Genomic DNA, 25500 nt, shown 5'->3' with positions numbered 1-25500 from the left:
ACCACGGCGGTTCGCGCTTGTGGCTTGTCGGAAAGCCCAATAATCTGAAGCAAACGCCCCGCCGCGCAGCCCCGCGACGAGCTGGCGATGGAACACTCATCAAAGGAGAGACCCATGACCCGCAAAGCATTCTGGCTTTCGGCGACCTCGGCATTTCTGACGCTTTTCACCCTCGGCGCTGATGCCCAGGACCGCGTCGTCAATGTCTATAACTGGTCGGATTACATCGACAGCGCGATCATCGAGGATTTCACCAAGGAAACGGGCATCAAGGTCACCTACGACACCTTCGATTCCAACGAGCTCCTGGAGACGAAACTGCTTGCCGGCGGCAGCGGCTACGACGTCGTCGTGCCGACCGCCAATTTCCTCGCACGCCAGATCCAGGCAGGTGTGTTCCAGAAGCTCGACAAGTCGAAGCTGCCCAACATTTCCAACATGTGGGACATCGTTTCGGAGCGCACAGCCAAGTACGATCCCGGCAACGAATATTCGATCAACTACATGTGGGGCACGGTCGGCCTCGGCTATAACGTCAAGAAAGTGCAGGAAGCGCTCGGCACCGACAAGATCGATAGCTGGGACGTGTTCTTCAACCCGGAAAAGCTGGCCAAGCTGAAGGATTGCGGCGTCTATGTCCTCGATTCTCCGAGCGACATCCTGCCGAACGCCTTCAAATATCTGGGCATCGATCCCGAGACCACGTCGCCGGACGATTTCGCCAAGGCGGAAGAACTGATGCTGAAGATCAGGCCTTACATCCGCAAGTTCCACTCGTCGGAATATATCAACGCCCTGGCCAATGGCGACATCTGCCTGGCCGTCGGCTGGTCGGGCGACGTGTTCCAGGCGCGCGACCGTGCGACGGAGGCCAACCGTGGCGTCGAGATCAGCTATTCCGTGCCGAAGGAAGGTGCCGAAATGTGGTTCGACCAGATGGCGATCCCGGCCGACGCGCCGCATGTCGCCGAGGCGCATGAATTCCTGAATTACATGATGAAGCCGGAAGTGATCGCCAAGTCGAGCAACTACGTCTTCTACGCCAATGGCAACAAGGCGTCGCAGCAGTTCATCGACAAGGAGATACTCGAGGATCCGGCGATCTACCCGGACGAGGCGACGCTGGCGAAACTGTTCACCATCGCCCCCTACGATTCCAAGACCCAGCGTGTCGTCACCCGCGCCTGGACCAAGATCGTCACCGGACAGTAAGCGACAATCAACGACCCCGGCAGGTGCTGCCGGGGTCAGGTCTTCTGGGGATAGAACGCAGGACGGAGTGGGACATGAAATCGCTTGGCAGCATCCGCAGGGATTTCGCGCCATGGAACGATCCGAACGCCAAGCCGTACATACAGTTCGACAAGGTCACCAAGAAGTTCGGTGACTTCACCGCCGTCAACAATTTGTCGCTGACGATTTTCGAGCGCGAGTTCTTTGCCCTGCTCGGGGCGTCGGGCTGCGGAAAATCGACGCTTTTGCGGATGCTCGCCGGCTTCGAGGAGCCGACCGCCGGCCGCATCCTGCTCGACGGCCAGGATCTGCGCGGCATCCCGCCATACCGGCGGCCGGTCAACATGATGTTCCAGTCCTATGCGCTGTTCCCGCATATGACGGTCGAAAACAACATCGCCTTCGGCCTCAAGCAGGACGGCATGCCGAAGCCCGAGATCGCGGCGCGCGTTGGAGAGATGCTGAAGCTGGTCAAGCTCGAGCAGTTCGCCAAGCGCAAGCCGCACCAATTGTCCGGCGGCCAGCGCCAGCGTGTCGCGCTTGCCCGCTCGGTCGCTAAAAGGCCGAAGGTGCTGCTGCTCGACGAGCCGTTGGGCGCGCTGGACAAGAAGCTCCGCGAGGAAACGCAGTTCGAGCTGATGGATCTGCAGCAGTCACTCGGCCTCACCTTCGTCGTCGTCACCCACGACCAGGAAGAGGCGATGACCATGGCCGACCGCATCGCCATCATCGACAAGGGCGAGGTGATGCAGGTGGCAACGCCAGCCGAAGTCTACGAGGCGCCGGGTTCCCGCTTTGTCGCCGGCTTTGTCGGCAACGTCAACATGTTCGAAGGCAAGATGGCGCATGGCGAGGCGGGTGCGGCAAGCATAGATGCCGGCAACGGCATCAGCATCCGCACCGAGAATGCCGGCGATGCCGCAACTGGCGCGGCCGTCGCCTTCGCCATCAGGCCGGAGAAGATCAGAATATCGTCGACGAGGCCGGCCGGCGCTGTCAACGCAATCGAGGGCGAGGTCTACGATATCGCCTATCTCGGCGACATGACCGTCTATCACGTCAGGCTGGATGACGGCCAGGTGGTGCGGGCGAGCACGATGAACTCGGCCCGCATCATCGAGGATCCACTGAGTTGGAACGACCGTGCCTGGGTGTCGTTCCGGCCGGATGCCGGCGTCGTGCTGACGCGATAGGGGGCGGCCATGTCGAATGCCGCTGTCACCGCTGCAACAAGCTCTCGAGCCACCGCTGCCGGCAAATCCGCCCTGGCCAGACTGGGAGAGGCCTTCGTTGGCCGTCTTGTCATCCTCATCCCTTATCTCTGGCTGGTCTTCTTCTTCCTTGTTCCGTTTGTCATCGTCTTCAAGATCTCGCTGTCGCAGACGGCGATCGCCATACCGCCCTACACGCCGGTGCTCGGCTTCGGCGACGGCCTTGCCGGTTTCTTCGCCCAGCTGAATGAGCTCAGCATCGACAACTACACCTGGCTGACGCAGGACGCGCTCTACGTCAACGCCTATGTGACCAGCGTCATCGTCGCCGCCATCTCGACGGTGCTGACATTGCTTGTCGGCTACCCGATCGCCTACGGCATGGCCCGCGCCCCGGCGATGCTGCGCCCGACTTTGCTGATGCTGGTGATCCTGCCGTTCTGGACCTCGTTCCTGATCCGGGTCTACGCCTGGATCGGCATCCTCAAGCCTGAGGGGCTGCTCAACCAGCTGCTGCTCGCCACCGGAATCATCAGCCAGCCGCTGATCATCCTCAACACCTATACGGCGATCTTCATCGGCATCGTCTATTCCTACCTGCCGTTCATGGTGCTGCCGCTCTATTCGTCGCTGGAAAAGATGGATTATTCGCTGATCGAGGCGGCCAAGGATCTTGGCTGCCCACCGACCAGCGCCTTCTGGAAGATCACCTTTCCGCTGTCGCTGCCCGGCGTCATCGCCGGTTGCCTGCTGGTGTTCATCCCCGCCGTCGGCGAGTTCGTCATTCCCGACCTGCTAGGCGGCTCACAGACGCTGATGATCGGCAAGACGCTGTGGAACGAGTTCTTCGCCAATCGCGACTGGCCGGTGTCTTCGGCCGTCGCCGTCATCCTGCTGTTGCTGCTGATCGTGCCGATCATGCTCTTCCAGCGGGCCCAGGCCCGCGCCCAGGAACAGGATCGGTAGACGCATGAACACCACCTGGAGCCGCTTCAACATCACGTCGATCGTGCTCGGCTTTGCCTTTCTTTACCTGCCGATCGTCCTGCTCGTCGTCTTCTCTTTCAACGAATCGAAACTGGTCACCGTCTGGGGCGGCTTCTCGATCAAATGGTACGTCTCGCTGTTCCACAACCAGGGCCTGATGGACGCCACCTGGGTGACGGCCCGCGTCGCCGTCATCTCGGCCACCGTGGCGACCGTGCTCGGCACGCTGGCGGCTCTCACCTTGACGCGCTACACGCGCTTCAAGGGCCGGACGCTGTTTTCCGGCATGGTCTTTGCGCCGCTGGTCATGCCGGAAGTCATTACCGGCCTGTCGCTGCTGCTGCTCTTCGTCGCCGTCGGTCTCGACCGCGGCTTCCTCACCGTCACGCTTGCCCATATCACCCTGACCATGTGCTTCGTCGCCGTCGTCGTGCAGTCGCGCCTGATCACGTTCGACCGCTCGCTGGAAGAAGCCGCGATGGACCTTGGCGCGCCGCCGGTGAAGACCTTCTTCCAGATCACGCTGCCGGTCATCATGCCGGCGATCGTATCCGGCTGGATGCTGGCGTTCACATTGTCGCTCGACGATCTGGTCATCGCCAGCTTCACTTCAGGGCCTGGCGCCACCACGCTGCCGATGAAGATCTACAGCCAGGTTCGTCTCGGTGTGACGCCGGAGATCAACGCCGCCTGCACCATCCTGATCGCGGTTGTGGCGGTCGGGGTCATCATCGCGTCGCTCGCCAACAAGCGGCGCGAGGTACAACGCCAGCGAGATGAGCAGGCCGCGCAGCGGGGGTGACGAGAGCGGCAGCAGCAAAAGCCCGCAGGAAGCACTCTCGACGACGACCGCAGCAGCCTCGTCTGCCTACTCGCCGGATACCCCGCGGCTTATTGGCGAAATGAACGGCGTGCTCCACGTTCCGCCGATGAAGAACGAAGACTGGTTGGGACCTTGGCTATTTGTCTGCGTGGCTGGCTGGTCCGCCTGAATGATGCCGCCGGACAGCGCCAGCCCGCGCCCGGCATAGGAGGCGATGCCGGAAAGCCAGATCTTGTACTTCGCCGAATTCGCTTCGGCCTTGTCGATCTTCGCCACACCGTTCGAAATGCTCGCCTTGAGTTCGGCCCCGTCGATCGGCAGCGTTCCGTCGGAGACATCGTCGAGCGCGAAGAACCCGCCCTGTTCATTGTGTTTGAGAAACGCCGGCAGGTTGAACCGGCTCAATGCGCCCTGGCCGAATTTCGCCGAAACCGAGCCGTCGGCGTTTTCGAAAATGGAATCCCAGGTTCTGCCCGGCCCCTTGAGGATGACCGAAACGGTTCCCGTGCCGATCGGCACCAGTCGCGTCATTCCGGCTGCGGTGCCAAAAGCCCCGCCATCGATGTCGGAGGCGAGCAGCCTGATCTCGACCTGCGTGCCCTCCGGCTTGCGGTCGAAACGAAGACTGCTCTGGATGTTGCCGCCAAAGGCCGACGCATCGGAAATATCGAAGACGGCAAGACCGTTCTTGACCTGGGCGGTGGCGGCGACGTCGGCAAGCTGGATGGCGCCTGCGGTCGCCTGCGCTGCCGACAGTCTGAGATCGAGATCGATCCGGTCGGCGACGCTTATGTCGATTTCGCCGGGGCCAGCGCCGCTCGTAGGCGCCAGGGGTGCGAAGGCCGAGAGAAACGACCGCAGGTCGAGCGTCTCGAAGGCGAGCGTACCGGCGATCACCGGCCGCGCCTCGCCAAAGGAGAAGTCCAGCGCACCCATTCCCGGATTGTCGTCCAGGGCGATCTCGGTGTTTTCGAATTTAATGCGGCCGGAGCTCGTCGTGAGCTTGCTGGAAACAGAAACCGAGCCAATTGCTGCGCCCGGCGCGATGCCGGCCCGCGACCATTCGAGCGCTCGCCTGAGCGAGGGTGCGGCAAATTTTGCCTGGCCGTCGAAATAGGCATTCTCGGACATGCTGGCCACGCCGTCGAACGAAAAACTGGCAGGGGCCGCCTTGAAGGAAAGCGTCATCGGCGCCGCACCTCCGCCAAACAGCACTAGCGGGTTTGACGATGCGGCATCCACGGCGACGCTTTCGCCGCGCCAGATCCCGGTCGCCGACAGCGTCGCATTGCTGTTCATTGCGGCCCAGTTCGCCTGGCCGCTCAGGCTGCTCAGCATCTCAGCGTCCTTGCCATCGACGGAGGTCACCACGCGGCCGTTCCGGAACTCCACGGTGCCGAACGAATCAGCCGGAAGTTTGCTCAGGTCCGGCTTGGCTGGATTGGCGCTGACAACGGCGCGAGCGATGTCGATGGACCGGGTGATGCGCCCGCCTGAAGGCAGGGCGGGCAGGAAAAATCCATGTGCTGCGCGTTGAACCCTGATCGTCGGCCGGATCAGCCGCGCCGTCGAGAACACCACATTGCCACGCAACGCCGCCATGGCGGAGAGATTGACCTCGACCCGTTCCGCCTCGACCACCGGCGGCGCGTCGGTCTCTGTCCATTGCGAAAGTGTCACGTCGCTCAGGATGGCACGGAAATTCGGCCACACCTCGATCCGTGGCGCGCCGTCGATGGTGACCCTGAAGCCGCTCCACGCACTCATTTCCCAGGCGATGCGGTCGCGCACGATACGGGTCGAGGCGACGAGCGGCAGGGCGGCAACGGCTAGCGCGATGACGAGCACGGCAACGCCGATCGCCCATATTCCGCGCCGGATCAAAGGTGATGGCATGTCGCCCCGTATGCTTCCGTTCCGACAAAAAATCGCCCGACGGGTGTAACCCCAGTCGTCACTACGACTTCGGGCTGACGCATTTCAAGTCTTTATAGCCCAGCGATGGCATTTGCGCACATCCGCGTCGCCCGGCCGAACAAAATCTTGCTCTGCTGCGCCGCGATATGCATAAGCGATGCCAATGCATGTCGCCAAAGTCGTTTTGGGATAACGCATACATAAAAACAAAAGACTAAAGCGCGTCGCGTGAATCTCTTCAGACGTAACGTGCTTTAAGGAGGAACGATCATGGCCGGCGACGCACCGCTCTGGACACCGACCAAAGACCAGATCGACGCGGCGCCGATGACCGCCTTCATGCAGGCCGCGGCGGCCGCAACCGGCAAGGGTTTTTCCTCCTACGCCGATCTTCATCGTTGGTCGATCGACGATCGCGAGGCGTTCTGGAGCCTGGTCTGGGACTTTTGCGGCATAGTCGGCGACAAGGGCGCCAATGGGGGCGCCGGTGGCGGGGTCAGTGGCGGCGAGCGCGTGCTCGTCGATGGCGAGAAGATGCCCGGCGCCGCCTTCTTTCCCGACGCCAAGCTTAACTTCGCCGAGAACCTGTTGAAGAAAACCGGGCTCGGTGACGCCATCGTCTTTCGCGGCGAGGACAAGGTCGAGCGCCGTCTCTCCTGGAACGAGTTGCATGCGCTGACCTCGCGGCTGCAGCAGCTTTTCCTGTCGCTCGGGGTGAAAAAGGGCGACCGCATCGCCGCCATGATGCCCAACATGCCGGAGACGGTCGCGGCAATGCTGGCGACAGCCTCGATCGGCGCCGTCTGGTCGTCCTGCTCTCCCGATTTCGGCGAGCAGGGCGTTCTGGACCGGTTCGGGCAGATCGAGCCTGTCGTCTTCATCGCGCCCGACGGTTACTGGTACAATGGCAAGGCGATCGAGGTTGCCGACAAGATCGCGGCCGTTGCGGCAAAGCTCGTCACCGTCCGCAAGATCCTGATCATCGACTATCTCGGCACGTCGGCCGATGTGGCGGCGACCATCGAGAAAGCGACTGCGCTGGACGAGGCGCTCTCATCCTTCGCTGCCAAGTCGGTCACCTTCGAACGGTTGCCGTTCGCGCATCCGCTCTACATCCTGTTTTCTTCCGGAACGACCGGCATTCCCAAATGCATTGTCCATTCGGGCGGCGGAACGCTGATCCAGCATGTCAAGGAAGAACGGCTCCACGCCGGACTGCTCGACGGCGACCGCTTCTTTTATTTCACCACCTGCGGCTGGATGATGTGGAATTGGCTGGTCTCAGGCCTGGCGTCGGGCGCAACCCTTCTGCTTTATGACGGTTCGCCCTTCTACCCCGACGGCAACGTGCTGTTCGACTTCGCCGACGCCGAGAAGATGACCTATTTCGGCACCTCGGCCAAATTCATCGATTCCGTGCGCAAGGCCCGCCTCAGACCGATCAACACGCACGATCTTTCCAGCGTGCGCACGATCTCCTCCACCGGCTCGCCACTGTCGCCTGAAGATTTCCGCTTCGTCTATGATGGCATCAAGAAAGACGTGCATCTCGCCTCGATCTCGGGCGGCACCGACATCGTCTCCTGCTTCGTGCTCGGCGTGCCGATCGAACCGGTATGGATCGGAGAGATCCAGGGACCTGGCCTCGGCCTCGCCGTCGATGTCTGGGACGACGACGGCCAGCCGCTCAGGCAGGGGAAGGGTGAGCTCGTCTGCACCAAGGCGTTTCCGGCGATGCCGATCGGCTTCTGGAACGATCCCGAAGGCAAGAAATACCACGCCGCCTATTTCGAGCGCTTCGACAATGTCTGGTGCCACGGCGACTTCGCCGAATGGACCGCCCATGGCGGCTTGATCATCCACGGCCGCTCCGACGCGACGCTCAACCCGGGCGGTGTGCGGATCGGCACGGCGGAGATCTACAATCAGGTCGAGCAGTTGCCGGAAATCCTGGAAGCGCTGTGCATCGGCCAGGATTTCGACAACGACGTGCGCGTCGTTCTGTTCGTGCGGCTGGCTGCCGGCGTTGAACTCGACGCCGAGCTGGAAAAACGCATCCGGGCGAAAATCCGCAGCGGCGCCAGCCCGCGCCACGTGCCGGCTAAAATCGTCGCTGTCGCCGACATCCCACGCACCAAATCGGGCAAGATCACCGAGCTTGCGGTGCGCGACGTGGTGCATGGCCGCGCCGTCAAGAACAAGGAGGCGCTGGCCAACCCCGAAGCGCTCGAGCTGTTCCGCGACCTGCCGCAGCTGGCCGATTAGTTTCTCGAGGTCCAAGACATGAGAGCCGTCACGCGTTCAAACGGAGCCGAGCATGGTTAACGAAATGTCTCGCTCGAATTTACCTAGATTTCATGAGTGGTACACATTGGTAAATTTTTTGCGGTGCCGGTAAGGTTTTGTTAAGGGCCGACATCGATAGTCGTGCGTAACTTGAGGGAGAAATCCCGTTCCTCTAAATCCCCAGAGGATCTGAATTCGCTCAAGCCCCCGATGTACAGCAATCACATTCAAGGCGTCCTGTTGGGCGCCTTTCTTTTTGGAGCATCGGAAAATCCGATGCTCAAACAACGAGATAGAGCGGCGATACGGACGGTCAGCCGCCCTAATCCGCCAGCACGCGGGTCGACGGGAAGGCGACTTCGACCAGAGTGCCCTCGCCGGGCGTCGAGTTGATGGTGAACCGGGCCCGGTTCGCCTCAACCATGGCCTTGGTCAGCGGCAGCCCGAGACCGGTGCCGTCGCCGCGCCCGCGCTTCAGCGCGTTGAGCTGCTTGAACGGCTTGAGCGCCTGCTCGATCTCGGACTGGCTCATGCCGATGCCGGTGTCGCGCACGCGCATGACGACGTCGCCGGAGTTCTCGTAGGCTGTCGATACGATCACCTGGCCGCCGGCCTGCGTGTAGCGTATGGCATTCGACAGGATGTTCAGCGCGATCTGGCGCACGCTGCGCAGATCCGCCACCACTTCCGGCAGCCGGGAGGCGAAGCTGGAGCGGATGATGACACGTTCGCGGTTGGCTTGCGGCTGCATCATCGCCACCGTCTCGGCCAGCGTGTCGTTGAGTGACACTGCCTCATAGGCCATCTCCTGCTGGCCGGCCTCGATTTTCGAAATATCGAGCAGATCGTTGACCAGGTCGAGCACATGGTTGCCCGACCGGTTGATGTCGCGCAGATAGTCGCGGTAGCGGTCATTGGCGACCGGTCCGAATTTCTCGTCGACCATCAACTCGGAGAAGCCAATTATGGCGTTGAGCGGCGTGCGGATTTCGTGGCTGATGCGGGCGAGGAAGTCGGTCTTCTGCGAGGAAGCGCGCTCGGCGACGGCGCGCGCCTGGGTCAGATCCTCTTCGGCCCGCTTCCACTGGGTGATATCGCGCACCACCGCACAGAAGCCGCTGTCGTTGGGCAGCCTGCCGATGGTCATGAACAGCGGAATGAAGCGCCCCTGCGCCTCGCGTCCGATCACCTCGCGGCCGTCGTTGAGCACGCTCGCCACGCCGGGCTCGGACAATCCGTCGAGATAGTCTCGCGCGGCGCGCTGGCTTTCGATCGCGAACAGCGAGACGAAGGGCTTGCCGGTCACCTCGTCGCTGTCGAAACCGAACAGCGCTTCCGCCGGTCGGCTGATCGAGCGGATCGTTCCGTCTCGGCCGATCAGCACGACGCCGTCGGTCGCGGTGTCGATGATGGTGCGCATCTCGGCGATGCGCACCTTGAGCTCGGAAGTGTCCGGCTGCGTCTGATCGTCGGCGGCACCTGCTGCCTCGTCGTCGCCGGAACGGCGCACGACCAGCATCAGCGCCTTGCCGCCACGCCAGGGAACCGAGCGCAAAATGGCCTCGATCGGGAACTCCTGACCGTCACGCGTCTTCAACCGCAGCGCATGATCGGTTCCATCCGAGGCGCTGCCGTCGTAAGGATCGGCAAACAGCGCGTCGAGGCCACCGGCATCCTCCAGCTTGTCGAGCGTGTCATAGCCGGTCAGGCTGAGGAATTCCTCGTTCGCATAGTGAAGATCGTCGCCGGAATGGATGAGCAGCGGCACCGGCAGCTTGCCGAGGATCGAAATGTCCGGAGCCTTGTTGTCGTCTGCAGTCGAGAAAGCCGACGGCACGAACCCTTCGAGCTTGAGCGGCGGCACCGGCAGGCGCGGCCGCTCGACCGTCGCCGGCTCGACGTCGCCGGGATCGCCGTTGTCATCGGTTGACGAACGGGTTTCGTCGACATCAGGCCGCGCCCAGTCCTCGCTGTCTTCTGCATCGCGGAAATCGGCGGCCGTCATGCTGTCGGAGTCTTCGGCGATCGATCGACTGGCGGCGTCGGTCGGCTCAGCGATCTCCTGCGCCGTTTTGTCCGGCTCGGAGACCCGCGCACCGTCGCTATCGTCGGCGACGTAGTCCCGGTCGGCGTAGTCGAGCAGCGAGCCTGAGATGTCGGACACAGTTGCTTGCGGCTGCTCACCGTCGAGCCTTGCGACATCCTTCTCGTCGTCGACATCGGTTTCGGTCGGTTCCGCTGCAGCCGGCTCTGCCGCAATTGCGGCATCGGGCTGTTCGGTCGGGGGATTGTCCTTCTTGAGCCGCTCGCCGATCTCACGGAATGCACTGCGTTCCAGCGTCGACAGGCCTTTGTCGTTGGCCGGCTGTCTGTGTTCCGCCAACCGGATCACCTTGTCGGCAAAGCGCCGCTCCGGCTTCGGCACGATGGTCAGCGCCGGCACCTCGCCCTGGAACGGGTCGGGTTCGTCAGGCGTTTTGGCGACTTCCGGCTCGACGACCACGGGGACGTCGGCATTGGCGACAAGCGCCATACCGATCGCTTCCGGATCGACCACCGCATCGCCGGTGCGGGCAACGCCGAAACCGCGAAAGCCTTCGAAGGCACGGCTGCGGCCGTAGACGGGCAGCGCCGCCAGGTCGACGGGTATCTTGAAATCGGTGCCGGCAACCGGCCACAGCACCGAGCGGCCGGACCAGGTATCGCGTCGCTCGAGCAGGCCGGCGATCTCGCCGGTCGCATCGAGGTCGAAGGTGGCCGCGACGTCCCTGAAGCGCCGGCCGATCACATCGGCCGCAGGCTCGCCGACGAGTTCCGCGAATTCCGGCGACAGCGCACTGAACCTGCCCTCGGCGTCGGTGCGCCAGACGAAACGCAGGGGCGCCGCCGCGCGATCGATCGAGGGGGTGGCATTTGTGACCGGGGAGGCGGCCCTGACGGCATCTTGTGCGGAGCTTTCCGCCGAAGCATCAGCCTCGACAGGACCGGCCGCTTCCGGACCCGGCTTTTGCGCCTCGTCCTCGCTGGCACTGAAATACCACTGGTCATGCTGTATTCCGCCGGCCGCTTTCGGACCCTGCTCGGTTGAATCAGGCGCAGTTGAGTCAGATCCGGTCGAATCGAGCCCAGTGGAATCGAGCCCATTGGAATCGGGCCCGGTGGAATCGGGAACGTCATGCTCCGCCGACAGCGAAGTGTCTTCGTCGGCTGCCGCAACTGTCTGCGCTGCCGCATCCGTTTTCGCGATTGTTGCCGGCGCGTTGTCCTGTTCTGCTTTTGGCTGGACTGCGGCATCGGCCACCGCCCCCGCGCTGGGCTCGCCAGCAGGGGCTGCTTCGGAGTCCAGCTGGTTCTCGTCGATCACCACCAGCAGGTGCCGCTCATCCGTCAGCCGGGCGAGGCCGGCCGGGTAGGAAGCGGTGCCGCCTGGAACAAGGCGTTTGACGATGCGACCGCTTTCGTTGGCAACATCGGCGACAAGCGCTGCCAGCGTTTCGGGCAAGATGCCGAGTGCCGAAAAACCATCGGAAGCGGCCTCGATGTTGCCGTTGGCATCGACGAAGGCGATGAAATGACCGTCTTCGGTAAAGCCGCTGATGGCCCGAGCGGCGATCTCGGCGGCGCTGCGCGAGTCGGTCTGCGTCGCCGGCACCGCCAGCATGATGGCGTTGTCGCCATCAGGCATGGTCACCGCGCTGGCCAGAAAGCCAACCGCGCGGCTGGTCAGGCCGGTTGCCAGCCGCACCGTGATGGCGCGGTCGCGGCCGATCTGTGGAAAACCGCTTGTCGCCATGATCTGGCGCCTGGCGATCAGCGGCAAGCCGGCAGAGGCGCCGATGATCGCCTCGATGTCGGGATAGCCGAACACCGCTGCCCCTGGTCCGTTGGCCCAGATCACCTGTTCGAGGTCTGCCGACAGAAGGGCCATCGCGTCGCCGGCGGCAAAGCGCTGGCGGACCGTGTCGAGCACGGCGACGTCGAGGAAGGAGTAGTTTTCAGACGGCATGCGCTTTGGGAACCCTTACGAAGCGGGCAGTTTGCAGTTAACACTTTGTTAATAAAAGCCGACGGCGCGAAGGTCCACAAGCCATAGCGTGCAACCGCCGGAATCTCTGGGCTCGTGGTTAACGCTGGGAAATTTATGGTGCGCTGCAACAAAGATATTGCAATGCACAAGATTTGCCTTTATATTGCCACCATACATGAACGAGACGGCTTTCCTGTCGAAGCCGCTGCCACTGCAAAGGATGGAAAATTGTCCAGGACCAAGACCGCTGATACCATTGAATTCCCGAGCTTCGACGCTTCCAAGGCCACCGACCAGATCCGTGCTTTCGCCGAAAAGGGCGTCGAGCAGTCGAAAGAGGCCTATGCCAAGCTGAAGACCGGCGCCGAAGAGACCCAGAAGGCTCTTGAGTCGACGTTTGAGACCGCCAAGACCGTTTCCAGCGACCTGTCGCTCAAGACCATTGCCGCTCTGCGCGCCAACACCGAAGCCGGCTTGTCGCATTTCGAAGCTCTGATCGGCGCCAAGTCGCTGTCGGAAGTCGTCGAACTGCAGACCGCATTCCTGCGCAAGCAGGTCGAGATGACTGTCGAGCAGGCAAAGGATTTCCAGACCGTCGCCTCCAAGGCGGCCGAGGACGTCTCCAAGCCGATCAAGACCGCCTTCGAGAAGGCCATGAAGGAAGTTAAGGCCGCCTAATATTTGCGCATAATTTGAAGATGCAACAAAAGGTCGCATTTCTTGGAACAGGATTATGTGAGATATAGTGGTCCAAGCGAATACCCGGCGAGTGGAACCTCCTCCCTCTGCTCTCCGGGATGACCAGCCAGCACCTCCTCCCGCTGGCTCGGAACAGGAAAAGGCCGGCACCTCCTCCCGCCGGCCTTTTTCTTTGCCCGGCGAAATATAATGTCGATGCCGGAGCGCTCTTTGCCTACAGCGCCGCGCGCCTTCTTGGCGCGCAAAGGACCCGGTGGAGCCTGGGATTTTGCGCATGATTCCCAGCGAAATCGATTCTGATTTTCGCGGTCATGCGCGGCCAAAAGCCTTGAATTAAACTCCGATAGCCCGTATGGACGCATCGCCGAACGACAGAGCGGGTCGCGGAGAATGAACGTTCCCACCCCGCTCAGGCGAGCGTGCCGTTGTAGCTCAGATGGTTAGAGCGCCGGATTGTGGATCCGGAGGTCGCTGGTTCGATCCCAGCCAACGGTACCATTGGCGGTTTCTGGTGCGGGCTGCCTTCTTCGGTTTCGGCCGCTTCTCTTGGCTACGGTTCCGTTCTTTCGGAGGCACCTCGGTCGGTGCCTCGCTTGGTTCGGACTCATGATGCATGTCGCGCAAAAGCTTGGCCTCGGGCCTGACCCGAGGGTGCGAAAGCGGTTTTGCGATAGTGACATGCATAAACAAAAAAGCGCGTCGGATGAATCCTTCAAACGCGACGCGCTTTAGCCTTAGTCAAGCTTCTGAGTAACGGCAATGTGATGCGAGATTTGGTTACCAACCATCTCACGCGACACGTGCGGCGAAGATGTCCTTCTTCACCACCGCATGTACCCCCCAGTTGCCATCGACGACCTGGGTGATGCCGAAGTCCACGCCGATCGACATCAGGGAAATCGCCTCGTCCTCTGTTAGTCCTTTGGTTGTCATGAGGAAGTGGCGCATCTTGCGGAACGCATCGCGCAGCGCTCTGTCGACAGACGACTTGGAATAGATGTCGCTCTGAGCGCCCGGTCCCAGTTCCTCAAGATAGTTGGCGTAGGAAAACCCATGCACCAGCCAGTCGGTTTGCGTCTCGAGCATGGGGTAGTTGAGCTCCTCGAGTGGTGTGCCGGCAAGGTCCGCATTCTTGTGCAAGATGAGCTGGAACGTGCCGGTGAGCGAGCACTCAATCGCCGTGCCGCATAATTCGCTATCGCCCTGGCTGGCATGGGGATCACCGACCGAGAGCAGCGCGCCGTCGACGGAGACCGGATAATACATCGTGGCGCCCTTGCCGATGCGCCAGTTATCGATGTTGCCGCCGGTGTAGCTCGGCGGGATGGTGTCTACGACGTCCGCCTCTTTCGGTGCCAGTCCGATCGTACCGAAATGCGGGCGAATAGGCAGTCTGACACCCTTCAGGACACCGTAGTTTCGTTTGGTCAGGCTGTGGTCGACCGGGACCCCGGGATAGTCGATCGTGTCATGCCTGACGCCGAACGGATCGGTCTGCGGCACCCATTGGAAATTGTACACCGCTTCGGCCCAGCTTTTGCCGCCGGCAATGTCGACCTCGTAGATGGTGACGACCTCGCGCTTGGTGCCGCCAAGCAGGTCATTGTAGTGGAAGCCCCAATTGGCCGCCGCGTTGGAGCCATATGACTTGCCGCTGAACTTGGGATTGCCGGACGGACGCGGCCCGCAATCGAGAATCCGCACCTCCAATATGTCGCCCGGCTCCGCGTCGCGGACATAGACCGGGCCGGTCATGATGTGCACGCCCTGCCCCTCACCAGAGCCTTTCTTGTACTTGGCCGGGTCGGTAGGGCCGGCACCGCGGCGGTCGACGCCCTTCTTCTCTTTCGTCCAGAGATAGACGCTCTCTGCACCCTCGTCGCCGTCGACCATGCGCTCCAAATCATCGCCCGCATGGTGGGTGAGCGACTCGATCGTGACGATGTCGCCGGAATTGACCTCGATGCGCGGCTTCAGCGATTTGCTGAAGTAGCCCCAATGCACGGTCTCGGCGTTGGCCGGCAAATAATGATAGGCGCGTTGTGCAGGCAGCTTCGACGTCGTGGCCTGCGCCAGTGCGGGTGTGACCAGCGAGATGCCACCGGCGCCCAGCGTGGCCAGACCGCTGGCTGCGAACAGGCCCCCCTTCAGAAAGCCGCGTCGCTCGGCATTTAGATCTTGCTTCAACTTCTTGTAGTGAAGCTCGAAATGCGGACAGCTGACATCATCGCCTTTGCACATGAACAGTCCCCTTGTTTTTGTTGGAAGGAATGTGCGCGATTTTATGCACCAGGCTCGCCGTCGGCAATCCAGCCAACCGGCCGCGAAATTCGATGCATCGCGCTGAGGCCCTAAAAAACAGAAAGTTAATTCAATGGCTTACGCTTGCGTGGGCAAAATCGACGAGCTTGAGCTCCACCTGGTGACAGGGTAAAGTCAAGAGATTGTTCGCATGCGCACAAAGATTGTGGCCGGCGCCCCGCTAAAGTGAATTCGGCGGGCGGGTCGCCTGATGGACGTAACGCGTCCCGGAAAGACCGCATGCAGTATGGCCAACAAGGACCCTCTTCTCTTATGGTTGCGGCTCTGCGATCGATCGACCACCTGCCCCTCGAACACCGCGAAAAGGCGTGGCTCGACTGGTGTGAGGAGCTTTCCCTTTCCGCGTCTGTCGACGACCAGCCGATCCCGAGAGGCACCATCCACCTGCGGGCAGCGAGCGCCGCCACGCGCCTCGCCGACATCTCTGGCACGCCGCAGCGCATCGTGCCGATGCGCCGGAGCCACGGGATTCTCTTCGCTCTCATCGTTGCTGGGCGGGGGCGTCTTGTCGCCCCGCACCAGGCGTTCGATCTCGCGGACGGCGACATGATGGTGCTGGGCACGGCCGACGACTGGTCTTTGACCTTTCGCAGTGACTTCCGCGCGTTCCTGCTTCAGGTGGCCGCCGGTCCGCTGGAAGCACGGCTGGGCCGCAGCGGCATCCGCTTGCCGAAGGTGCTAGGCAGCACCGTCGTCGCTGCGGTCGCGAAATCCGGATTGCGAACGCTGGGCTCCAATCTCGAGACTTCCGGTGCGGCCGATCTGACAGCCGCCGAAGTGGCTTTGACGGAACTCGTGGCAAGCGCCCTGCTTGGCGAGGTACGTGAGCCCGCTGGCAGCCTGACCGGGGTGCAAACGGCGCATTTCAGGCGCGTCGCGGCGACCATTGACGCCCGGCTGTCGGATCCGGATCTTGCCTTGGCCCTGATCGCGAGACTGGAAGGGCTTTCCGTGCGCTACGCACAAAAACTGTTCGAGGGGCGTGGCGAAAGCTTCTCCGAATATGTGCGCCAGCAGCGCCTCGAACATTGCCGCATGGACCTGGCGGATCCCAACCATGCACATGAAAGCGTGGCCGCGATCGGACAGCGCTGGGGCTTTCGCGATCAATCGCATTTCAGCCGCAGTTTCGGCGCGACGTTTGGAATGAGTCCCAGGCAGGTGAGGCGCGCCAGGTCGCAGACGGAGGAGGCTTATCCGCTGCGCGGCAAACCGGGCGGCCGCAAGACGGCGGCGGCGCGGCCGGCGCCGATGCTGCAGGCCCCTGTGGATCGCCCGCCAACCGCAAGAGCGCGCGAACGCACGGACCATTGGCATTTGCCAGCAACAGCGGAAACCGTGCATTGGGGCTTTTTCAGCCGCTCGCTGCCGCCGGTGTTGCGCGTCGATCCGGGCGACTCAGTCACCGTTGAGACACTCACTCAGCACGCGGGCGACGACTGGCAGCGGATGGTGGCGGGCGACAGCGGGGCTGAAAGCGTGTTCGATTGGTCACCCGAACACAAGCGCGTCGACCGTCGCGGGGCCGGTCCGGCCAACGCTTCCATCTTCGGGCGCGGCGCCGGCGAGGGGTTCGGCGTTCACATCATGACTGGCCCGATCTATGTGCGCGGCGCCGAGCCCGGCGACGTCCTCGAGATCGAGTTCGTCGAAATTCGGCCACGGCCGAGCGCTGCCTTCCCCGGCAAGGCCTTCGCATCCAACGTCTCGGCATGGTGGGGGTTTCAGTATCACGACCTTCTGGACCGGGATGCCAAACGCGAAACGGTGACTGTCTTCGAGATCGACATGCAATGCCCGGCCGCCGCCCGGCCGCTATACAGCTACGAATGGCAGCCGCAGACCGACCCCTTCGGCGTTGTCCATGCTACGATCGATTATCCTGGGGTGCCCGTCGACCACAGCAAGGTTTCGCATCGCGACTTGAGTGGTAGCGGCGTGCGCATACCGGCGCGCATGCATTTCGGGTGCATCGCGGTGGCTCCGCGCGAGGCCGGCCTGGTCGATTCCATTCCGCCGGGCTATTTCGGCGGCAATGTCGACAATTGGAGGATCGGAGCCGGCGCGAAGCTTTATTTGCCCGTTGCGGTTCAGGGCGCACTGCTCTCGCTCGGCGATGGACATTTCGCGCAGGCGGACGGCGAGATCAACGGCACGGGTCTTGAGTGTTCGCTGACCGGCGACATCATTATCAAGCTGCATAAGGCTGGCGACGCGTGTCCGGCTTTCCTGCGCGGTCTTAACTCGCCGCTCATAGAGACCCAGCACAGCTGGGTGATACAGAGCTTCAGCCACCCCAACTATCTCAGGGACCTGGGCAGCAACGCGCAGTCGGACGTTTACAAGACATCCACCATCGATTTGGCGCTGCGCAACGCCTTCCGCCAGACGCGCCGATTCATCATGCAGACATATGATCTCACGGAGGACGAGGTGCTGAGCATCATGTCGCTTGCTGCCGACTTCGGCATCACCCAAGTCGCCGATGGAAATTTCGGCGTGCATGCCACGATCACCAAGGCCGTGTTCGGCGAGCGACGGCACAGCCAGCGTACCGCTCGCCCCTGACTACCCGTTCGAGCCGCCTGCGAACTGAGCACCGCAAGTCAGTGCTGCCGGCGTCCCGAGCCGCTCGACAATAATCAGAGATCACGCAGTGGTTTCATTGATGGCGGGTGCCCTCACAACTCCGTAGCGTGCTCTTTTAGTGCCATCTCAAGCGCCTGGCTTAGAGGCACCGCCTTGGAGAACAGGAAGCCCTGAGCAGTTCTGCAGCCAAGCTTGTACAGAATTTGCCGGTCCGCCTCTGTTTCGACGCCCTCGGCCATGACATCGATCCCGAGCGCCCGACCAAGATCGATCACCGTTTTCACAAGCAGCCGGTCCTCCCGCGACTTGGCCAAGCCGCGGATGAAGCCTTGGTCTATCTTCACCTTGCGTATCCGACTGTCCTTGAGCGATGCCAACGTGGAAAAGCCGGTGCCGAAGTCATCGAGCGCGATGGAAATGCCGGCATGTGAAAGCCGTCCGAGCTTTTCATCTAGTCTTTCCGGGTCCACGGGAGATTCTTCGGTAATCTCGATTTCGAACATCGTTGCAGGGAGGTCTTTTGCCGCCAGACCATTCAGAACCATGTCGTCGATATCGCCGGCTTCCAATTCGCGCGGTGAAACATTCATTGCCACACGAACATCTCGGCGGTCAGCTTTCACCAAGCCGTCGATAAGAGCACAACAGTCGGAGAATACCGTTTGAGTTAGCAGTTGAAGCATTCCGGTTTCGCGTGCGGCTGCCATGATTTCGGGTGGAGAGATAGAACCATGGATCGGATGGGACCACCTTAGCAAGGCTTCAAAACCGATCACGGCCTCGGTGTCGAGTCTTACGATTGACTGGAACCAAGGTGACAGCCTTCTCGCCTCTATAGCCGAATGAAGGTCGCGTTCGATGGACTGGCGACGGTGCAATTCCCTGTCGAGTTCGGCATCGAACAGGCGAAATTCGTTCCTGCCACGACGCTTGGCCGTGTAAAGGGCGACATCGGCCCGCAGCAACATTTCCGTCAGCTTCGGCCTTTCAGCCAAGTATATTCCAATGGATGCACCAATCCGGACGGACGCGACCTCAGGATAGGGGCTGGCGACTTTGGCTATGATATTGGATGCGAGGCTGCTGGGAGAAAGCGAACTCCTGAGTGAGGGAAAGAACAGCACGAACTCATCGCCGCCGATGCGGGCGAGCGTTGAGCCTGCCGGTGCTTCCTGCTCTATCCGGCGGGCGATCCTGACGAGCAGTTCATCACCGGTCCTGTGACCGTAGGTATCGTTGACAGATTTGAAGCCGTCCAGATCGATCAGCATTGCAACGAAGGGGCCGTCTTTATTATCGAACTGACTGATCGCGTGTTCGAGGCCGCGTCTGTTGAGAAGCGCCGTCAGGTGGTCCTCTCTGGAATTGCGTTCCATTTCCGCCGCAAGCCGCTCCGCCTCATGTGTCAGGCGGCTCGCTTCGCGGAAGCGGGCTTGTCCAACAAACACGGCTCGAACCAGACCGCCCAAGAAGAGCAGAACGGCGAAAGCAAGAACATAGGCTTCAAAGTTGCCTTTCGCCAGCAAGCACGCCGCTGTGATGAGCAGCGGGGGCGTGATGAAGTTTATCGCTGCCGCGGCGTATGAACTGCCATATGTAACCGCACCAGCTGAAATCCCCGCCAGAATAATCAGATGCAGCGGCGCTTGCGGGGTTGTGTAGCCAGCAGTAAGGACGGCAAGAAACGACCAGGCAAACCCTGCCAGGAGAGCAAGGATGCCAAACCAGCGAAGCCGCTGCGAAATCCCTGTTAAATCGTGTTGGTGCCCCGCCTGCTTTAGCTGATATCGGGCGAGTCCGAGGCGGGCGGCATTTATTGCATTGACGACCAGGAACCAGATTGCGGAGGCAAAGCCGCCGCCAGAAAGGGCCTGCACCGTCAAAATCAGGCCTGACAGGATGGCGCTTATCGGCATTGAGACGAAGAGACCGGCCCTCAGATCGGCAAGCTGATCTCCAAGGATTCTGGCCTCCAGCGCGTGTTCTTTCTTTAGGGCCATAGACCAGTCAGTTCGCTTTCCCATGCCGCTTCGCAACGTAAGCTTATACAAGCCCACTGAAGGACGGGTTAACTACTCGGCTTGTATCAGCCTTCCGCGAGGCCTTTGTATGGATCCTCTTCATTTTGTGTGATGATCGAGAACATGGATCGGCGGTGCGCTGCCTATCTGTCGGCCGCAATCGTCGCCTGCAGCCATTGGGTGATGGCGTCGAAAGCGATCGGTCTGGTCGTGTCGACGTCAAACAGCGGTCCGCGCCGCAGCGGCTCGGCGCGCTTGGCCAGTTCGATCAGTTCGGGGATGTAGGCCGCACCGGGATGGCCGGCGGGACGCTGATCAAGCCGTGCGCGATAACGCTCGGCCAGAACCTCGCCGGGCGCGTGGCACCAGATCTCGGCGGTCTGCTCGACGCCTGCGCTGCGCAGGTGATCCTCGAGCACCTGGCGCGGCTGAAAGCCGAACCAGGCGTCGACGACAAATATGGTGCCCGCCGGGGCCTCGCCGACGACCGACCAGATGGCTTGGTAACTGGCGCGGCCGAGTATGCGGTTGAATTCGCGATCGCCGCCGCCGAGCACTTCGAGGAACGGGTTCTTGATCGTATCGAGCGCGAGCAATGGCCAACCCATGCGCTCGGCGATGCCGCGCGAGACCGTGCTTTTGCCGCTGGCGGGGATGCCGTTGACGAGCACGGCGCGCCGGCTGGGCACGGCGCGCCCGCTGCGATCGAGCCGGGCGGTCGGCAAAGACACTGGCGAAGCTTGTGCAACTGCTGCTTGTGCAACTTCCGCGTGCGTGGCGAGTGCCTGCAGACCGGCGCCGATGACGCCGGCGTCGTCGCCCAGTTGCGCCGCTTCCACCGGGCATTGGTACCAGGGAGCCAGGGCAGGCGCCCTGGCAAGCGCCCGATGGGCCGCCAGGCCAAGTCCGCCGCCGAGCAGCACCAGGTCGGGGTCGAACATGGCCACAGTCGTATCGATTGCCGCACGCAGCGGCCCGGCCCAGGCTTCCAGTATACCGCGCGCCAAGGGATCGCCGCCCGCATCCCGGGCAAAAAGCTGATCGACCGAAACGTCCGGACCGAGGCCTGCCCGCGCGATGTGACGGCCAAGTGCGGTGCCTGAGCTGGTGGTTTCAACGCAGCCGCGCCGGCCGCAGACGCACGCTTCGCCTGATATGTCGACGGTGATATGGCCGAGCTGCCCTGCCGTCCCCTTGCCGCGGACGATCCGCCGGTCCTGGACCACGGCACCGCCAATGCCGGTCCCGATCGTGAACATGACGATGCTTTCATGGCCCCTGGCGGCGCCGAGAGCCATTTCCGCGACCAGTGCCATGTTGCAGTCATTGTCGATCACCACGGGCTTGCCCGCCAGGCTTTCCAGTCGTTGCGCGGGGGAGACCGAGGCGAGGTTGACATAGCCTCCGGACAAGACCGCGCCAAGCCGCGCATCGACGCGGCCGGGGACGCCGATGCCGATGGCGGCGACTTCGGGGGAATCGAGCCGGCGCACCATGTCGGCGATCCGGGAGAGCACGAGCTCGGGATCCGGCGCGCTTTTCTCGGAAATGCGGTCGAGGATTTCGCCCGTGCAGGAAACACGGGCGGCGCGCAAATTGGTGCCGCCGATATCGATTCCTATGGCCATCGAACTAGAGCCTGTTCCATTTCGACCAATTCGAAATGGGACTCTATCTTGCTGTTTGACCATGATCTTCTCCGAAAACCGGTCCCCACTTTTCGGGATCATGGTCAGAGGCATGACGTCCTGTCATGGACTAAGCGGCTTTCTGCCGGTAGTTTCCGATCACCGCCTGAAGCTCGCGCAACCTCGACACTGCGATGGTCTTAAGCCTTTCCCGCTGAATGTCACGGTCGAGCGAGATGCAGTCCTTCCACAGCGACCGGCCGGCGATGACGCCCGACGCGCCGTTCCGCATCGCAATCTCGACCTGGCCCAGGAAGGTTGCGTGGTTGACGCCGGCGGAGAGGACCGCCCATGGCACCTCGCCAGCCATGCTGCTGATCCTGGCGCAGGCTTCCGGCGTTCCGGGATAAGGAAGCTTGAGCACCTTTGCCCCGCATTCCAGCGAAATCCGGGTACCCTCTTCGACAAGCCAGGGGATCTTGGCCGCATACTCTTCAAGGCTTTCCGATTCGAGCTGATAGGTCAGGAACTCGACGACGAGCAGGAGGTCCTCTTGAGCGAAATCGGCGATGCATTGGCGCAGAATGGCGACATTATGCTCGTTCGCCTCAGGCCTGTCGGCCCTGAGATAGACCATGATCTTGCCGCCGGTGCCGCCGAGTTCGCGCACGCGGCGCGCGCCGATGCCGGGAACGAGGCGCGACAGGCGGTAGCCGGCAGGCGAGACGTCGAAGCCCGAAGCGTCGAGGCCGATGAGCAGAGCCGTATCTCGGCTCAGCACCCCTTCATCGACAACCCGCGGCACCGCGCAGAGCGGGTCGAGCAGCACGCAGGATGCCTGGCTGGCGAGGTATCGCGTGATGTCCGACTTGGTGTCGCCCAGCATGTCGTTGGTGATCCTGGCCTGTTCTGCAGGGTCCGCAGCAAGCAAGCTTCGCATGCCGCCGCGCTGGTCACAGGCGATGGCCATGATGGCCCCGTCTTGGCCGCATATCTGCTGGTAGCCGCGCAACTCTGCGGTCGTCATGTTTGTCATTGTCTTTTGTCCGATGTTGGCGCCCATGCACCAGGGCGCAGATCCGTGGAACAAGAAAGGTTTAGTTCTTACCTGCCTCTCAGCAGGAGAATTTGCCGCTTTGATGCGCTATCGATCCGAGAAATTTGGCCCTGGCCCGCAATCTGCCGTGGAACCAGCCCACGTTGCGAGTCAGCCGAATTTGCGCGATAACTGCCATCGGTCGAGGTCTGTAACACATTGCTGAAAGGAATTGCAAGCTGACTGTCCCTCCCGCACAAGATGCGGCCGCATCGCGGACGATGCTGCATACGGTCGCCAAACTGCACTATGAGGCGGACATGTCGCAGGTCGATATCGCGCGGCGGCTTGGCGTCTCTACCGCGACCATATCGCGCCTGCTGCAGCGGGCGAGAGCGGAGGGCATCGTGCGGATCGAGGTTCTCGATCTTGCAACCCCCGAAGGCATCACCACGCAACTGGTCGAGGCACTCGGACTTCGTGACGCGGCGGTCATCGAAACGCCGGCAGCCGGTGCGCTGACGGCGCTCGCTGCGCCGCTCGGCGCCTTGCTCAAGCAAGCCGGACTGACGGCCGGCTCGGTCGTCGCCATTGGCTGGGGGCGAGCCATTCGCGAGGTGATCCAGGCAGGCCTGCCGCGCATTCCCGGCGTTCTTACCGTCGCTGCCACCGGCGGCATGCAGCAGCAGGCGGCGCATTTTCAGATCAACGAGTTTGTGCGGCTGGCCGCCGAACAGTTGGGCGGGACGCCGCATTTCATCCATGCGCCCTATCTGCCGTCCTCCGAATTGCGTGAGGTCTTCCTCGGCGATTCAGCCATCCGCGACAGCGTCGCGCTGTGGGACCGGACCGACGTTGCGATCGTCGGCATCGGCCTGCCCCATGCCATCAATCCGCCCGAAGCGAGCGCGGCAACGCTGAGCGAACAGGCCCTGTTTCATGCGGCGGGAGACGTCATCCGCCATTATTTTGACGCCGAAGGCACGCTCATCCCGTGGGAGGGGGAGGGCCGGATGATCGCAATGTCGCCGGCCCAGCTTCGAGCCGTCCCCCTGGTGATCGGCGTTGCCGCCTCGCCGGAGAAGGCAATGGCAATCATTGGTGCCGTCCGCGCCAGGCTTATCAATGCTCTGGTAACGGACACGAAGACGGCTCAGGCCATTCTCGAGGCTCTCTTGTCCCGATAATGGTGGGCACGCCGATGCGTGACATTGGCGCAGCTGATCGATCCCGACCTGATCGACACCAAACCCGGCTCGCGAGTCCGCCGCCGCGAAATCATCAGTTGTGTCGTCAAAGCGTTGGGGCAATAGTCTGCGTGAGGGGCTCTGCGGAGCGGGCAGATGGTGTCCGATGTGAAAGCGTTTCGAACCCGAAATACCAGGTTGCAATTTCTTTCAGCAAAGTGTTACAACCTTGCGGCTAGGTACGTCATACGCGCCGAGCGGCGCTGTTCCTGCGGAGGCTAGTAACGGGACTTCGCATCAGGCTGGTCGGTCTCGACGGCCGCTCTAACGACTTGATCTAACGAATTGGGGGGCGCTCGGGAGGAGGCTGCCAATAACAGCAAGCAGGCGAAATCCGCTTCTCGCCGCCAGCACTTCACAGAGCCGGGAAAACTCGCAACGGCAAAATCTGCCAACATTAGGAGGAGGATGTTATGAAGAAGATTGTTGCCGCCCTGGCGGCTCTCGCCATCTGCGCCGCGGCGCTGGTCACGCCCGCTTTGGCGCAGGACAAAAAATTCACCATTGCGCTCATTCCGGGTCTCACCACCGACGGCTTTTACATCACCATGCGCAAGGGAGCCCAGGCAGCAGCCGATGCCCTTGGCGTGACCCTGGTTTTCCAGGGCGCCCCGGATTTCAATCCGGTAACACAGGTCCCCGTGCTTGACGCGGTCATCGCCAAGAAGCCGGACGCCATCCTGATCGCGCCGACCGACAAGGTTCAATTGGTCGAACCCCTGCGCAAGGCCCATGACGCCGGCATTCCGGTGATCACCGTCGACACCTTCATCGGTAGCGGCGTCTACCAGACCGGCGCCGGCGAGGCGGATTTCCCACTGTCCTATATTGCCTCGGACAACATTCTGGGCGGCGAGATCGCCGCGCGGGCATTGGCCAAGGCGATTAGCGACAAGGGCAAGGTCTACGTTTCCAACGTCAAGCCTGGCATTTCGACCACCGACCAGCGTGAAGAGGGTTTTAAGAAGGAGATGGCGGCCAACCATCCCGACATCACCGTTCTCGAGACCCAGTTCAACGACAACGACGCCAACAAGGCCGCCTCGCAATTGCAGGCTGTGTTCGCGCGCAATCCCGATCTCGTTGGGGTGTTCGGCGCAAACCTGTTCTCGGCACTTGGCGCGGCCAATGGCGTCCAGCAGGCCGGGCAGACCGGCACCGTCAAGGTCGTGGCGTTCGACGCGCCGACCAGCATTGCCGACAACATCAACACTGGACTTGTCGACGTGGCGATTGCCCAGCATCCCGCGGAAATCGGCTATTTCGGCGTCGTGTCGGCCTATGCCCATCTGACCGGCCAGTCGATCCCGGTTGCGATCGGCACCGGCTTCACGATCATGGACAAGGCCAACATCGCCGACCCGAACATCTCGAAGTACCTCTATTCCGAATAAGTCCAGCCAGTCTCCTTCCGGCCTGCCGGAAGGAGCCCTGCGCCGGGTCTCTTTGACCCTGTCTGTCGGAGGCCGCTCTG

At 62.0% G+C, this 25500-nt stretch carries 15 protein-coding genes and 1 tRNA gene; 10 read left to right on the top strand and 6 right to left on the bottom strand.

Features of this window, described 5'->3' with window-relative positions; genetic code table 11:
- Positions 1-114 precede the first annotated feature (114 nt).
- From AC0L16_RS19045 to AC0L16_RS19030, 4 genes are all read left to right on the top strand, one after another.
- Entirely contained in the window at positions 115-1212 is a 1098-nt protein-coding gene (locus tag AC0L16_RS19045) for a polyamine ABC transporter substrate-binding protein (RefSeq protein ID WP_473622524.1), read from the top strand.
- A gap of 74 nt (positions 1213-1286) precedes the next feature.
- Positions 1287-2426, top strand: a complete 1140-nt coding sequence (locus tag AC0L16_RS19040) for an ABC transporter ATP-binding protein (protein ID WP_473622523.1) — start codon at positions 1287-1289, stop codon at positions 2424-2426.
- Between the two features lie 9 nt (positions 2427-2435).
- Positions 2436-3410: an ABC transporter permease subunit gene (locus AC0L16_RS19035; protein WP_473622522.1), complete on the top strand. Its 975-nt coding sequence runs from the start codon at positions 2436-2438 to the stop codon at positions 3408-3410.
- A gap of 4 nt (positions 3411-3414) precedes the next feature.
- On the top strand, positions 3415-4233 hold the full coding sequence (locus AC0L16_RS19030; RefSeq protein ID WP_473622520.1) for an ABC transporter permease: 819 nt from the start codon (positions 3415-3417) through the stop codon (positions 4231-4233).
- A gap of 66 nt (positions 4234-4299) precedes the next feature.
- Here the strand turns inward: AC0L16_RS19030 and AC0L16_RS19025 are convergent, their stop codons facing one another.
- Positions 4300-6150, bottom strand: coding sequence for an AsmA family protein (locus AC0L16_RS19025; protein WP_473622518.1), 1851 nt, complete (start codon positions 6148-6150; stop codon positions 4300-4302).
- A 291-nt stretch (positions 6151-6441) separates the two neighbouring features.
- On the opposite strand from AC0L16_RS19025, the gene AC0L16_RS19020 reads away from it, so the two are divergent.
- Positions 6442-8436 carry an acetoacetate--CoA ligase gene (locus tag AC0L16_RS19020; protein ID WP_473622517.1) on the top strand — a complete coding sequence of 665 codons (1995 nt, stop codon included), beginning with the start codon at positions 6442-6444 and terminating at the stop codon, positions 8434-8436.
- A 343-nt stretch (positions 8437-8779) separates the two neighbouring features.
- Here AC0L16_RS19020 and AC0L16_RS19015 read toward each other — a convergent pair whose 3' ends face one another.
- Positions 8780-12463 (bottom strand): PAS domain S-box protein, encoded by a 3684-nt coding sequence (locus tag AC0L16_RS19015; RefSeq protein ID WP_473622516.1) that lies wholly within the window; start codon positions 12461-12463, stop codon positions 8780-8782.
- 249 nt (positions 12464-12712) lie between these two features.
- On the opposite strand from AC0L16_RS19015, the gene AC0L16_RS19010 reads away from it, so the two are divergent.
- Both AC0L16_RS19010 and AC0L16_RS19005 read left to right on the top strand, forming a co-directional pair.
- Positions 12713-13162: a phasin gene (locus tag AC0L16_RS19010; protein ID WP_077379766.1), complete on the top strand. Its 450-nt coding sequence runs from the start codon at positions 12713-12715 to the stop codon at positions 13160-13162.
- A gap of 442 nt (positions 13163-13604) precedes the next feature.
- Positions 13605-13681: transfer RNA gene (locus AC0L16_RS19005), tRNA-His, on the top strand.
- Positions 13682-13972: 291 nt separating this feature from the next.
- Here the strand turns inward: AC0L16_RS19005 and AC0L16_RS19000 are convergent.
- Positions 13973-15424 (bottom strand): acetamidase/formamidase family protein, encoded by a 1452-nt coding sequence (locus tag AC0L16_RS19000; RefSeq protein ID WP_473622515.1) that lies wholly within the window; start codon positions 15422-15424, stop codon positions 13973-13975.
- 333 nt (positions 15425-15757) lie between these two features.
- Between AC0L16_RS19000 and AC0L16_RS18995 the strand changes: the two genes are divergently transcribed.
- The gene (locus AC0L16_RS18995; RefSeq protein ID WP_473622513.1) at positions 15758-18073 is read left to right on the top strand and encodes an acetamidase/formamidase family protein; all 2316 of its coding nucleotides are present in this window, start codon (positions 15758-15760) and stop codon (positions 18071-18073) included.
- A 113-nt stretch (positions 18074-18186) separates the two neighbouring features.
- On the opposite strand, the gene AC0L16_RS18990 is transcribed toward AC0L16_RS18995, so the two are convergent.
- From AC0L16_RS18990 to AC0L16_RS18980, 3 genes are all read right to left on the bottom strand, one after another.
- Positions 18187-20094 carry a putative bifunctional diguanylate cyclase/phosphodiesterase gene (locus tag AC0L16_RS18990; protein ID WP_473622511.1) on the bottom strand — a complete coding sequence of 636 codons (1908 nt, stop codon included), beginning with the start codon at positions 20092-20094 and terminating at the stop codon, positions 18187-18189.
- 164 nt (positions 20095-20258) lie between these two features.
- The gene (locus AC0L16_RS18985) at positions 20259-21743 is read right to left on the bottom strand and encodes an ROK family protein (RefSeq protein ID WP_473622509.1); all 1485 of its coding nucleotides are present in this window, start codon (positions 21741-21743) and stop codon (positions 20259-20261) included.
- Positions 21744-21873: 130 nt separating this feature from the next.
- Entirely contained in the window at positions 21874-22779 is a 906-nt protein-coding gene (locus AC0L16_RS18980; RefSeq protein ID WP_473622508.1) for a tagatose-bisphosphate aldolase, read from the bottom strand.
- Positions 22780-23060: 281 nt separating this feature from the next.
- Between AC0L16_RS18980 and AC0L16_RS18975 the strand changes: the two genes are divergently transcribed.
- Both AC0L16_RS18975 and AC0L16_RS18970 read left to right on the top strand, forming a co-directional pair.
- Positions 23061-23966: a sugar-binding transcriptional regulator gene (locus tag AC0L16_RS18975; RefSeq protein ID WP_473622507.1), complete on the top strand. Its 906-nt coding sequence runs from the start codon at positions 23061-23063 to the stop codon at positions 23964-23966.
- A 473-nt stretch (positions 23967-24439) separates the two neighbouring features.
- Positions 24440-25420, top strand: a complete 981-nt coding sequence (locus tag AC0L16_RS18970) for an ABC transporter substrate-binding protein (protein ID WP_473622506.1) — start codon at positions 24440-24442, stop codon at positions 25418-25420.
- The last annotated feature ends 80 nt before the right edge of the window (positions 25421-25500 follow it).

The organism is Mesorhizobium sp. WSM4848 (assembly GCF_055811375.1).
Note: the sequence above shows the minus strand (reverse complement) of the source record. Positions and strands in the feature narration are given on the sequence as shown.

What these genes read in the sequence shown, in the direction of transcription:
- AC0L16_RS18970 (WP_473622506.1), top strand. Translation starts at nt 24,440, where the DNA reads ATGAAGAAGATTGTTGCCGCCCTGGCGGCTCTCGCCATCTGCGCCGCG.
- AC0L16_RS19030 (WP_473622520.1), top strand. Translation starts at nt 3,415, where the DNA reads ATGAACACCACCTGGAGCCGCTTCAACATCACGTCGATCGTGCTCGGC.
- AC0L16_RS18980 (WP_473622508.1), bottom strand. Translation starts at nt 22,779, where the DNA reads ATGACAAACATGACGACCGCAGAGTTGCGCGGCTACCAGCAGATATGC.
- AC0L16_RS18990 (WP_473622511.1), bottom strand. Translation starts at nt 20,094, where the DNA reads ATGGCCCTAAAGAAAGAACACGCGCTGGAGGCCAGAATCCTTGGAGAT.
- AC0L16_RS19000 (WP_473622515.1), bottom strand. Translation starts at nt 15,424, where the DNA reads ATGTGCAAAGGCGATGATGTCAGCTGTCCGCATTTCGAGCTTCACTAC.
- AC0L16_RS19045 (WP_473622524.1), top strand. Translation starts at nt 115, where the DNA reads ATGACCCGCAAAGCATTCTGGCTTTCGGCGACCTCGGCATTTCTGACG.
- AC0L16_RS19020 (WP_473622517.1), top strand. Translation starts at nt 6,442, where the DNA reads ATGGCCGGCGACGCACCGCTCTGGACACCGACCAAAGACCAGATCGAC.
- AC0L16_RS18985 (WP_473622509.1), bottom strand. Translation starts at nt 21,743, where the DNA reads ATGGCCATAGGAATCGATATCGGCGGCACCAATTTGCGCGCCGCCCGT.
- AC0L16_RS18975 (WP_473622507.1), top strand. Translation starts at nt 23,061, where the DNA reads ATGCTGCATACGGTCGCCAAACTGCACTATGAGGCGGACATGTCGCAG.
- AC0L16_RS19035 (WP_473622522.1), top strand. Translation starts at nt 2,436, where the DNA reads ATGTCGAATGCCGCTGTCACCGCTGCAACAAGCTCTCGAGCCACCGCT.
- AC0L16_RS19015 (WP_473622516.1), bottom strand. Translation starts at nt 12,463, where the DNA reads ATGCCGTCTGAAAACTACTCCTTCCTCGACGTCGCCGTGCTCGACACG.
- AC0L16_RS18995 (WP_473622513.1), top strand. Translation starts at nt 15,758, where the DNA reads ATGGTTGCGGCTCTGCGATCGATCGACCACCTGCCCCTCGAACACCGC.
- AC0L16_RS19025 (WP_473622518.1), bottom strand. Translation starts at nt 6,150, where the DNA reads ATGCCATCACCTTTGATCCGGCGCGGAATATGGGCGATCGGCGTTGCC.
- AC0L16_RS19040 (WP_473622523.1), top strand. Translation starts at nt 1,287, where the DNA reads ATGAAATCGCTTGGCAGCATCCGCAGGGATTTCGCGCCATGGAACGAT.